5 protein-coding genes are annotated in these 12,223 nt (G+C 71.9%); all 5 read left to right on the top strand.

Features of this window, described 5'->3' with window-relative positions; all coding sequences use genetic code 11:
• Nucleotides 1–44: 44 nt before the first annotated feature.
• Genes IFT55_RS08015 through IFT55_RS07995 form a run of 5 tightly spaced genes read left to right on the top strand, consistent with a single transcriptional unit; the run spans nucleotide 45 to nucleotide 12,223 of the window.
• Nucleotides 45–1,586, top strand: a complete 1,542-nt coding sequence (locus IFT55_RS08015) for a hypothetical protein (protein WP_192090888.1) — start codon at nucleotides 45–47, stop codon at nucleotides 1,584–1,586.
• On the top strand, nucleotides 1,583–2,548 hold the full coding sequence (locus IFT55_RS08010; protein ID WP_192090886.1) for a DUF58 domain-containing protein: 966 nt from the start codon (nucleotides 1,583–1,585) through the stop codon (nucleotides 2,546–2,548). Before IFT55_RS08015 ends, IFT55_RS08010 begins: the two co-directional genes overlap by 4 nt.
• Nucleotides 2,542–4,248, top strand: a complete 1,707-nt coding sequence (locus tag IFT55_RS08005) for a hypothetical protein (RefSeq protein ID WP_192090884.1) — start codon at nucleotides 2,542–2,544, stop codon at nucleotides 4,246–4,248. Before IFT55_RS08010 ends, IFT55_RS08005 begins: the two co-directional genes overlap by 7 nt.
• The gene (locus IFT55_RS08000) at nucleotides 4,245–6,704 is read left to right on the top strand and encodes a VWA domain-containing protein (RefSeq protein ID WP_192090882.1); all 2,460 of its coding nucleotides are present in this window, start codon (nucleotides 4,245–4,247) and stop codon (nucleotides 6,702–6,704) included. The genes IFT55_RS08005 and IFT55_RS08000 overlap by 4 nt, the downstream gene beginning before the upstream one ends.
• Nucleotides 6,650–12,223 (top strand): hypothetical protein, encoded by a 5,574-nt coding sequence (locus IFT55_RS07995; protein WP_192090880.1) that lies wholly within the window; start codon nucleotides 6,650–6,652, stop codon nucleotides 12,221–12,223. Before IFT55_RS08000 ends, IFT55_RS07995 begins: the two co-directional genes overlap by 55 nt.

Here is a 12,223-nt window from a genome sequence, read left to right as displayed (position 1 = left end):
AGCCAGCATGTTTAGGCAGATATGATGACGAACGGCCACTGCGTATGAACATCGAATCCGGTGCGGCATTGCGCGGTCGGCTGGACGTGCTGGAAGCGCGGGGACGGTCGCATCTCGACGCCTGTGACCGGCGCGATTCGCTGGTCCGCGCCACGTCCGTCGCCGTTCGTGCCGGCGTGATCGTGCCGTTGCTGGGGTTCGTACTTGCGTTCGTGCGCCCCGTACCGATCGTACTGCTGGTGGCCGGATCGATCCTTGTGCCGCTGCTGGCGGCAGTGATTGCCCACGCGCTGCGCCGGCGGACCGTGATCGACCGTGAAGCGGCGCTGGCGCTGTTCGATCGCCGTCCGGGCTTCAAGGATCGCGTGGCGGTCAGCGATGAATTTCTAGCCGGCCCGGTCCGGGGCGGGTTCCACGACGCGGCGGTGGCGGAGGCCGCGCCATGGCTGGTCCGCGCGCTCGAAATACCGCTCGATCGACCGGCAGTGCGCCCGGCGGTGGCACGGGTCGTCCGGTCGCACCGGCTGTATCTGGTCGCCGCAGGACTGCTGCTGTCGCTGGCGTTGCTGCTCGGGCGACCGATCGGAGCGGCGTCGGATCGCCCGATCGACGATACCGCAACCACTGGCGTTGCGAATGGTGCGGCCGGTGGCAATGCGTCATTGGTGCCGGACGCGCCGCGCGCGACGCTGGCGTCATCGTTCGTCGCGATGCTCGGCCAGCGGTTGGGGCTGACCGATGCCGCGCGCGGACAATCGGATCGGGACGAGGCAGCCCTGCCGACCGGCGGTGCGATCGACGGGACGCGGCGGGCGGAGGCAGCGCACGCGGGTGCCGGCGCCGGGACCGCCACGGCGGGCGCAATCGCATCGGCCGGCGGTGGACAGGGTGCGGCCGGACGCGGTGGCGGCGTGGCCGGTGCGGGCGAGGGCATGGCGGGACGCGAAACCGGCGAGGCTGGCGGTGCCGGTGCCGGGGGCGACCCGGACGCGCGCGGGGACCGCGCGGGATCGACCCCCGGCACGCCGTCTTCGCCGGGGGGCGATCCGGCGCGTGCGACGCCGCGTTCCCCGGAGGCGGCCCGGCGCGCGCAGGAACGGCAACAGGCAGCGACGGAAGCGGGACAGGCATCGGCGAACGCACCGGGCAGTGCCAATCCGGCGGCGGCGCGGCAGTCCGCCACCCCGCCGCGACCGCAATCGGGCGACGGTGCCAAACCCGCGCCATCGCGCCCAAGCGAGAATGGCGAACGCGAGGAACAGGCGCAGGGCAACACGCCGGGACAGGGCAGCAACACCCCCGGATCGGCGCAGGATGCGCTGAAGCGTTCGCGCGGGCTGTCGTCGCTGTTGCTGGCGGTGCCGACGGTCGACCGACTGGCCGGCACGCCGGGCGCGGGCGTGTCGCGCTCGACCATCCGCCGCGTGCCGCCGCAATCGCGCGACGCGGGGGCGGTCGTTGCGGGCGCACGCGGCAGCCAGGGCGGCGACGCCGGGGTCGGCACGCATCGCCCCGCCAACCCGCATGACGCGCGGCTGGTGCGCGACTATTTCGCGCGCGGCGACGCCGGGCAGGGCCGGCGATGATCGCGCGGTGGTTCCGGCGGCGGGGGGTGGCGATGGCTGTGCCGATGCCGATAGCCGGCGACGCGGACGCGGACGATAGCTGGTTCGATCCCGCTTTCCTTGCCGGACTGGAGCGTTTCAGCCTGCGCATCGCCGACGCGCAGAAGGGTGGTCGGCTGGCCGACCAGCGGACGCCCGCGCGTGGGCAGGGTGCGGACTTTGCCGATTTCCGGTCCTACACGGCGGGCGACGACCTGCGCACGATCGACTGGAACCTGTATCGCCGGTTGGGCAAGCTGTTCGTGCGCGTGTTCGAGGAACGGCAGGACTTGCCCGTCTATCTGCTGATCGACGTGTCGCGCAGCATGGTGGTCGAAACGCCGCCGCGTCTTCACGCCGCACGGCAGGTCGCACTCGGGCTAGCCGCAGTGGCGTTGCGCCAGCACGACGCGGTGACGCTGCTACCTTTTTCGGACGGCGCAGCGGTTGCGCAGCGAGCGGTAAGTGGAAAGTCCAATATCGCGAGGGTGGCGCAGGCGCTCGCGACGCTGCGTGCAGAGGGGCGCACCGGTTTGACGGCGGCTATCCGACAGATCGGTGCGATGCGGATCCGGCGCGGGTTGCTGGTAATCATGTCGGATTTTTTCGACGATGACGGGATCGAGGCGACGGTGGCGGCGATGCGCGGGCTGCGGCACCGGTTGCTGCTGGTCCAGATGACGAAGGCACATGACGCCGATCCGACGATCGCTCCCGCGCTGGTCGGTGACGTCACGCTGGACGATGGCGAGGCAGAGGCGGGCGTTCCGTTGACGATCACGCCGGCGCTGACGGAGGCGTATCTGCGCGAATGGCGTGCCTTCAACCGGCAATTGACGGATTTCGCCGACGGCGGATCGGTGGGCCTGTTGCGGATCGATAGTGATGGCGACGTGCTGGAACAGATGACGGCGTTCTTCGCGCGGGGACAACTCCCATGGTGAACTTTGCATCATGGTCGGCCGCCGTGGTCGCGTCGGGCGCGCTGGTGATCGCCGCGCTGCTGTTCGTGTTGCAGCGGCTGCGCGTGCAGCGCCGCCGCGTCGCGCTGGCCGCCGCGCCCCTGTGGTCGCAGGCCGCGCGCGCCGCGCCGCCGCGCGTGCTGGGCGGACGGTTTCGACGGCCGCTGTCTTTCGTTCTCGCGCTCGCAATCGCGCTGGCGCTGTGGCTTGCGGCATCGCGTCCCGAATCCACCGCACCGCCTGCGGGTGGTGTGCACCTGTTCTATCTCGATGCATCGGCGCTGATGACGGGCGACGGCGCGTTCGCGCGGGCACGCACGGATCTTGTCCGTCAGGCTTCGGCAGTGCCGCCCCGCGCACGGCGCGTCGTTCTGGGCGATCCGTCCGCGACCACGCTGCTGGCGGCAGGCGAGGACGGTGCGTTGCTGCCCGCGCGGCTGGATGGCGTGCGGCCCGGCCTCTACCCTTCCGCCTTCGCGCGCTGGCTGGCGCAGCGCGATCCGGCCACGCCGGTGACGATCCATTATTTCGGCCATCGCGCGGTGTTCGACGCGGCGCGGCGCGCCAATGGCCGCGTGCGGCTGGTCCCCGGCTTCCTTGCCGATCCGGTCGCGGCCAATCGCGGCATCGTCGAACTGGGCGTGTCGCCCGCCGCGTCGGGCGCGTGGGACCGCGCCGATGTCTTCGTCGCCATCACGGACAGTGCCGCGCGCGCGCCACGACCGGACGACCTGCGGCTGCGGCTGGGCGACGCCGCCCTGTCGCCCGCGCGGATCGAGGCGGCGGGCGATGGACGGTTCGTCGTGCGTGACGTGCCCGCGACCGGGAAAGCGCTGGAGGTAGCATTGCAACGGGGCGACGATTTCACGGCGGACGATCGGGCGAGCATCCTGATCCCCGATCTCCGCCCGGTACGCGTCGCGATCGGCGCGGGCGTGCCTGCGACGATCGAGCGGGTATTGCGGCTCGATCCGGCTTTCCGCATCGTCACGGCCGACGCGGCGCAGGTCGTCGTCCGCCTTGCCGGGACGCCCGGCGACCGGTTGCCGTCGCTGATCCTGACCGATCCCGTGGCGGAGCCGGCAACCTTCGTCGTGACCAGCCCGGCGGGCGACGGCGACGTCGCCCTTGCCGACCGGATGGACTCGCTGGGGTTGCGCGGGATCGACGCGGGGGTGCTGGCCGACGATCTCGGACGGTCGGTCGCCTTGCGCGAAGGCACGCCGACGACGGTACGATCGGTCAGTGCGTGGCGATCGCTGTTCGATGGGCGGACGGCGTTCGCCCGGTCGTCCACCTTGCCCCTGTTCGTGTCGCAGACGTTGCGCTGGCTTGCACGGCCGACCCCGTGGGTTCCCTATGCGAAGGCGGGCGAACCGCTGGTCGATCAATCGGCGCTCGACGGCCTTGCCGACGATCCCGCCCTGCGCGAACAGGGCCTGGGCGACGGCGTGTACCTGCCGGAAGCGGGCCGGACGGTGATTGCCGGGCGCGAGGTGCGCGTGGCGCTGGCCGATCGCGAAACCAGCCGGTTGGCGGCGGCACGTCCCGCCGCAGCGTCGCCGGTGGCGGACGTGTCGAGCGGTAGTCTGATCGACCTGTTGTTTCCCGCGCTGCTGCTGGTGGCCTTCACACTGCTTGCCTTTGAATGGCGACTGTTCCAGCGCGGATGGATGCCATGACGGTCGCATTCGTCCATCCGCACTGGGCATGGCTGCTGCTGGCGCTTCCGTTGCTGATCTGGCGGGTACGTCCGGGGGTCGGCCGCATCCAGATCGCGTTGCGGGCGGCGGCGCTCGCAGCCATCGTGATCGCGCTGATGCTGCCCAGCCTGCTGGTTGCGACCGGTCGGCAGTCGCATGTATTCGTGCTCGACCAGAAGGCTGCCCTGACCGAGGCGGCCCGCGCCAGCGCCCGCACGATCCTGAACCAGCGGATCGCGCGGTTGCCGGCCGGGGATACGGTGACGGTGGTGCAGGTCGGCGGCCGTTCCGTGCCCGTCCAGGCCGATCGCCATATCCTGCTCGGCGAACCCGCGTCGCTGTCCGCCGCGCTGGCGCAGGCGGTGGCGGCAGTGCCGCCGGGCACGGGCGCGCGCGTCACGCTCATCAGCGACGGCCTGTCGAACGACCGTCATTGGGGGCGAAGCGTTGCCGCGCTGGTCCGCCGGGGGATCGCGGTCGATACGGTGGCGCTGCGACCGGCGCGCCGCGCACCGTTCATCAGCGATCTGCGCGCCGCCCCGGCGCGGACCGGCGAAGCGATGGAAGCGGTGGCGACGGTGGAGGGGAATGGCGACGACGTCGTGGTCGCGCTCTATACCGGTGGACGGCTGCTCGCGACGTCGCCCGCATTCGCCGTCGACGGCGTGGCGCGGGTGGCGTTGCGGTTCACGGCGGGCGATACCGCGTTCCTGCCGTTGCGGGCGGTGCTGCGCGGCGGCGGGCGGAGCGACGCGGCGGGGTTCGACGCGGTGGCGGCGATCCAGCCGCCGCTGCGCATGCTGTATCTGGGCGAACGACAACGTGGTGCGGCGGTGCGGCTGCAACAGCTTCTGGGCCCCGGCATACGGATCGACGCGCCGACCGATGCGGCGACGGTCCGGGATTTCGGCGCATGGCCGCTGGTCATGATCGACGACCTGCCCGCCGCGCGCCTGTCCGACGGGGCGCAGCGCCAGTTGCTGCGCGCGGTGGCGCAGGGCGGCACGGGACTGATCCATGCCGGCGGCGAGGCGGCGTTCGGCGACGGCGGGTATCAGCGCGCGCCGCTGGCGGCCGCGCTGCCAGTCACGTTCCGGCAGGAGGAGCGCGCCGAAAAGCCCAGTGTCGCGGTCGCGGTCGTGATCGACAGTTCGGGATCGATGTCCGGCCAGCCGCTGGAGATTTCCAAATATATCGCCCGGCTGGCGGTGCGGAACCTGACGCCGCAGGACCAGTTCGGCGTGGTCGAATTCTATGGCGCGAAACAATGGGCGGTGCCGATGCAGCCGGTGCGCGACGCCCCCGCGATCGAACGCGCGATCGGCCGGATGCAGGCGCAGGGCAGCAGCGTGCTGTTCCCGGCGTTGCAGGAAGCCTATTACGGGGTGAAGGGCGCGCCCACCCGGTACAAGCATGTATTGGTCATCTCCGACGGGGACGTCAGCAACGGCGCGTTCGAACAGTTGATCCGCCACATGGCGGCGGACGGGGTCAATGTGTCGACCGTCGTCCCGGTCGCGGGAGAGCGCGGTATCGACAATATGGCGCAATGGGCGCGCTGGGGGCTGGGACGCTTCTATTACGTGCCCGATGATTCCAGTCTCGTGCAGCTCGACCTGTCGGTGCCCGGTACGACCGCGCTGCCGAACTATCGTCCCGCCGCCGCGCCGCCGCGTACGACGGTGGGGCAGGACTGGTGGCGCGATATCGGATCGCCGGTGCCGCCGCCGGTCGCGGGGCTGGTGCGCGTCGACGTGCGGCCGGAAGCGGACACGATCGTCGCCGCGGGCACGCCGCTGCTCGCCAGCTGGCTCTATGGCCGGGGGCGGGTGACCGCGATGATGACCGAACCGCTGGGGCAGGGTACGCGCGGCTGGGCCGGCTGGCCGCGCTATGGCGAATGGCTGGCGCGGGTCGTCGCGCGTACCGCCGCGCCGGACGTTCCGCTGACCGTGGCGTTGGACCGTGACGGCGGCGACGTGACGCTGACCATCCAGCGCACTGACGGTGCGGCTGGCCGGACGCCGGAAGCCCGGCTGGAACAGGGGCCGCGCATCGCGCTGACACAGCGCGCGCCCGGCCTGTTCGTCGGGACGGTCGCCGTGCCGGCGGATCGCGCCGCACTGGTCAGCGTGCGCGACGGCGACCTGCTGGTCCGCGCCGCCGATCGGGCGTGGTCGGACGGCGCGGGCGGGCGTCCGTTCTCTGCGCTGCACGCCTTGCCGCTGGCCGCATTGTCGCGCGTCACCGGCGGGATCGCGTCCGATGCGGATGCCGATCGCGCCGCCCCCCCGTCGGGCGGCGTGGGCGAGCGGATCGCGGTCGCATTATGGGGCTGGGCGGCGTTGCTCGCATTGTTGTTCTACCTGACGGAAATCGCGTGGCGTCGCTGGCCGTCGCGCCGGGCTGCATCGGCGCGGGAGATACGGATATGATACGGACCGGCATCGCCATCACGGCACTGGCGGCAGCGATCGCCGCGACCGGGCCGACCGCGCATGCGCAGGGCGGCGCGACGGTGGGGACGACGATGCCGTCGCTGCCCCGGCTGCTGGCGGCGCCGCGGCTGGACGTGCGCGGCGTGGACGGACTCTATCGGCAGGCTGTGCTTCAGAATGCGCTTCCGGCGCTGGAAGCGCAGGTCGCCGCCGCCGCCCGGCGGTCCGATACGCCGCCCGCCGCGCGGGCACGGACGTTGCTGATCGGCGCGCTGCTGGCGTGGCAGGACGGGCGGATCGACGCCGCGACCGCATCGGCCGATGCGGCGCTGGCGCTCGACGCCGGGGTCGATGCGCGACTGCTGCGCGCGCGGCTGTTCGATGCGACCGGCCGCCCGGCGCTGGCCGCGCCGCTCTATGCCGCTGCCGCATCCGCCGGTGCCGAAGACGCGGCGGGTCTGCGGTTGCGCGCCGCCATCGCCGCCGGGGACGATAGCGATCCGAAGGCGATCGCGCCGCTGGCCGGACAGGCGGAGGGACAGTCCCGGCGCGGCATCGCGGATCTGCTGGGCATATTGGGCGATCCGGCGGGGGCGCTTGCGACCTATCGTCCCGTCGCAGCCGGCGTGCCCGCGTTTTCCGCGCAGCTGCGCATGGCGCAATGGGCCGTCGCGGCGGGCGACCGCGATGCCGCGACCGTCGCCGCATGGGCCGCGTTCCGCGCGGCGGCGACGCCCGCCGACCGGCGCTACGCACTCGCCCTGCTGGCGGAGGCGTTCCGCAACGCGCGCGACCTGCCCGCGCTGCTGACCTTCCTTCAGGGCAAGCCCGCCAGTTCGGACGTGACCCAGTTGCGCGTCGACACGCTGGTCGAACTGGGGCGGATGGACGATGCGCTGGCGCTGTTGCGCGACAGCGTGGACCCGGGGCTGCGCGCGCAATTGCCCGGCGTCCTTGATCTGGCGGGACGGCGCGAGGCGCTGGTCGCCGAATATGAGCGGTTGATCGCACGCGATCCCGCCGCGCTGCGCTGGTACGACGCACTGGCCGTGCTGCACCTGAGCACCGGCGATCGCGACCGGGCGATCGCGGTCTTTCGTCGCCTGTTCGCCGCCAATCCCGCAAATCTGACGCTGCTGACCGATGCCGCGCGGCGGATGATCGCGATGGGGCTGACCGACGCCGGGCTGACGTTGCTGGGCGAAAGCGGTGTGGGGCGCACGACCGCGATCCGCATCTTCCAGTTCGAAAGCGATGCGGCGCAGGGCCGTACCGAAGCCGCCGCCGCCGTGCTGGCCGATCTGGACCGCCGTCTGCCCCCGCGCGACGCGCAACGGATCGCGGTGGCCGATGGCTATGAGCGGCTGGGGCGCGGCGGCGACGCGATGCGCGTCCTGACCGCGCTGGAACAGGCGGGTCACCGGTTCGGCTTCGACGAACAGCTTCACGTCGCGCGGCTGGAACGGGAACAGGGACGCGATGCGGCGGCGCTCGACCGGTTGCTGGCGCTGTGGTTCGTTACCGATCTGCCCGCGCAGCGCGGTTTCGTCGAGACGCAGATCGTGGCGACTGCGCGTCGGCTCGACCGCGTCGATGCCGTGTCCGATCAGGTCCGCGCGCGCATCGCCGCCGGGGACGATCGCGGTGTCGAACTGCTGGTGGTCCTGCGCATCGCGCGCAACGATCCGGCGGGGGCCGCGACCGCCGTGAATGGGTTCGCGGGCACGGCCGGCGCGTCGTCGGCGCGGCTGCGGCGACTGGCCGCACTGTATCGCCAGTTGGGCGACCGGGCACGCTATCGCGCGACGCTGATGCGTCTTGCCGGCGCCGATCCGGCCAATGCCGCGAACTATCTGCAACAGTTGGTGCGGGAGATCGCGATCCCGCCGCGCCGGGGCGAAGCGGTGCCGGTGCCGCCGGCCGAACTGGACGCGTTGCTGGCAAAGCTGAACGCCGCGCGCCGGTCCGATCCGGCGGAAGCGCGGCGTTTCGCGGCGGGCGTCTACGCCGCCGCGGGGCAAACCGACCGCGCGATCGCGCTGTACCGTCAGGCGGCGGCGTCGTCCCGGACCGATCGGGACGCGACGCTCGGCCTCGTCAACCTGTTGAACGGGGCGGGCGGGCGGGCACAGGCGATCGCATTGCTGCAATATCGCGCGGAATTCGCCGCGACCCCTGCCGATCAGGCGCAGGCGCTGGAGGCGCTGGCCGGCGTGCTGGCGGCTGCGTCGGGCGGTGCGGAGGCCGAACAGTCGCCCAATTATGCCGCGGTGCGGCTGTTATGGGCGCGGCGCTGGCTCTATTGGCGGATGGCGCGGGGTGACGATACGGCCGCGCTGTACGACCAGTTGGCCGACCTGTCCGAACAGATCGGCGATACCCGGACACAGCGCCGCGCGCGTGAAGCGTCGCTGGCGGTGGAAGGCACGCAGCGCGCCGCCACCCTGCGACAATTGATCGCGCTGTCGTCGGGCGGCGCGAACGGCGGCGCGGGTGCCTCGGTCGGCGACAATGATGCGAAGGCGCGGTACGGTCGTCGGCTGACCGCGCTGCGCCAACCATATCCGGCGGACGTCTACGCCGAACTGGCGGCGGCGATGCTGACGCAACGCGATCTCGCCGGGGCGGAGCGCGCCTTCGGGCTGATCGAGGATATTCCCGGACTGGTGAACGTCGATGCGTTGCGCGCCGATGCGTATCTGGCGTCGGGCTATCTGCCCCGCGCGCTGGCGGGATACAGCCGCGCGCTGTTGCGCGATCGCGGCGACGACGGGCTGATCCTGAAGACCGCGATCCTGCAGGAACAGGTGGGCGATCCGGCGTCGGCCCGCGACCTGTACTGGCAGTCGCTGCGCGACGCGGTGCTGCGCGTGCCGGTCACCGTCGTGGCGGGTCCAGCCGGTGAACCTTCCCCGTTTGAGGAGAGCATGGTCGAGGGGCTGTTGTTCACATGGCCCACCGACCCGACGACACGCGGCGCCATCACCACCGCGATCGAAACGATGACGCGCGAGGCGTTGGCGGTGCCGGGCGCGGCTACGACGCCGTCCAGGTGGGACCGGGCGGATCGCGCGCGTCGCCTGCTGATGATCGCGCGGCGGCTGGCCGCGGGCGGTCGCGATCGTGCGCCGCTCGCTGCGATCGAACCGTTGATCGGCGCCCGTTTCAACGACGATGCCGACTATGCGCGCGACCGTGCCATGTTCCGCGACCTGACCGGCGAGCTGCCTGTCCCCACGCCCGGCGGCAGCGACGCGGACCCGATCGAAACGGCGCTGCGCACGCAGGCGCGCGACGGCACGAACGCCGAACTGCGCCTCGCGCTCGCGCTTGAACGCGGCGACGATACCGAACTGGCGGGGCTGTTCGATGCAGCGGCGCGGGTCGAAGTTGCGACACGCGCGGCGCTGGGGCCGAGCGACTTCGTGTACCAATCGGCGCTAAACGCGATGCTGACGATGGTGGCGGGTCAGCTTTCCGCCGACCGGCAGCGCGCGGTGGTGCTGGCCCCGCTCGACCGCGCGGGCAATCGCGAAACGGCGCTGTTCGACCTGTATCGTACCGCACCGGCCCGGCTGGCATCGATGGAGCGCACGGCAGGCGCGCCGTTGCTGTCGAACGATCGGCTGATCGCGCTGATCCGTACCCGGTTCAACGATCCGACGCCCCGCCGCGTGACGTTGCGGCGGCGTAGCGGGCGACCGCCGGACGTCTTTGCCGATATGATCGCGCGCTTCTCGCTCGACGAACAGGTCACGCTGTATGCCGGCCTTGCCGAGGATGCGCAGCGGACTGGCAACGACCCGGTGCTGCTCGCGCCGCTGGAACAGCGGATCCTGCACCAGGCGCTGTCGGAGGCACAGCAGGCGCGGATGACGGCGGCGTTCCGCGAGGTGATGGGCAGGGAGGCGCTGGTCGCACCGCGCGTGCAGCGGCTGTTCGCACTGACCGACGTGCCGGTGGTCAACCGCCCGATCGTGATCGCGGGGGCGCAGGCGCTGGCGGCACGATCGCCCGAAGATCGCGGTGTCGCCGACGCGCTGGCGGCGTATCTGCGCGGCGATCGTCCGGCCGCACTCGAAGCGTTGCTGCGGATCGGCGAGACGCCGGGCGGCAACGATTATGCGCCCGGGATCATCGCCCGTTTCCTTGCCGACGACTATCGCCGCGCCGGGGCAGCGTTCCTTGGCGTCGCGAACCCCGATGCACAGGCGCTGGCGCAATTCTATCGCCGCTACGTCCGTGTCACGCCGTCCGCGTTCGGCGGCACCGACGCGGATCTGCGCCGCTATCTCGAACGGCTGACCGCGCTCGATCCCGACAATGCCGTCTATCTCGCCGCGCTGCTCAACCGATTGTGGAGCGACAATGATCGGGCCGGCTTCGTCACCCGCCTGGCGGCGTTCGTCGCGGCGCATCCCGACGAACGCGACGCGGCGGCGGCGCTGCAACTCGCGCAGGCGCTGGCGGGACAGGCCGATGCCGCCGCCGCTGTCGCAGGCCGCACGCGGATCGACGTCGACGATCCCGATACGCTGATCGAACTGCTGGCGCGGGTCCAGGCGGCAAGCGGGGCCGGGGGCGGTCCGCCGACTTTCCTTACGCTGTTCGACCATGTCTATGCCGCGGCACGCCAGGAAAAGCCGACGCTGCCCGGCATCGCGGCGGTGGAGACGCGGCGGCAGCAGGACCGGACGGTAGCGCAGCAGGCGAGCGCCGACGTGCTGGACCCGATGGTGCGCGCGGCGGCCGATCCGGCCGGCGTGCCCGCCACGATGCGCGGCGTATGGCGGCGCAGCGCCGCCGATCCCGAAGCCCCCGATGACACCGCGGCGGTGAATCGCACGATGCTGCTCGACCGGATGACTGACATCGGTGGGTCCGCGACCCCGCCGGGCAAGCCCGATGGCGACGCGGTCACCGCCGCGCTGACCGGCACTCCCGCGATCGTCGCCGAACTGGAGTTGGAAGCGAAGCTGCTCGATCCGGTGGTCCGCCAGCAGCAACAGCCGTTCTACGACCTGATCGCGGCGGGCGCGTTGCGTCAGCGGACGGCAGATGCGCGGATCGACGCGCTGCTCGCGGCGCTGGACGGCGGCACGATCGGCGCGCATGATCTGCAACTGCTTGCGACGCTTGCCGTGCGCAGCGGACGGGTGCTGCTGCCCGCGCAACTCGCGGCGGTGCGAACGGCGACCGATCGCATTCCCGCGATGAGTGCGCGGCAACGCATCCTGTGGTCGCAACTGTTCGCGCGCAGCGGCGATACGGCGGCAGCGCAGCGGTGGCTGGAGGCGGCGGTGATGCAGATACTGTACATCGATGTCGCCGAACTGGCCGGTGGTGCCCGGCTGGCGACGTTCGATACCGTGGTGGAGGCGCTGAGGCTCTGGCCGGACCAGTCCGCAGCGGCAGCGGCGCATGCCGCGCTGGCCGCCCGGATCGATCGCGAGCGGGCGATCATGCCGCAGGACGACGTGCCCGGCGCGCTGCCGCCGCTGGTTCCGGCGTCGTAG

This window comes from Sphingomonas sp. CFBP 13720 (assembly GCF_014842075.1).
Taxonomy (GTDB): Bacteria; Pseudomonadota; Alphaproteobacteria; order Sphingomonadales; family Sphingomonadaceae; genus Sphingomonas.
The sequence above is the reverse complement of the archived record's forward strand: the minus strand, read 5'-3'. Positions and strand labels throughout refer to the sequence as shown.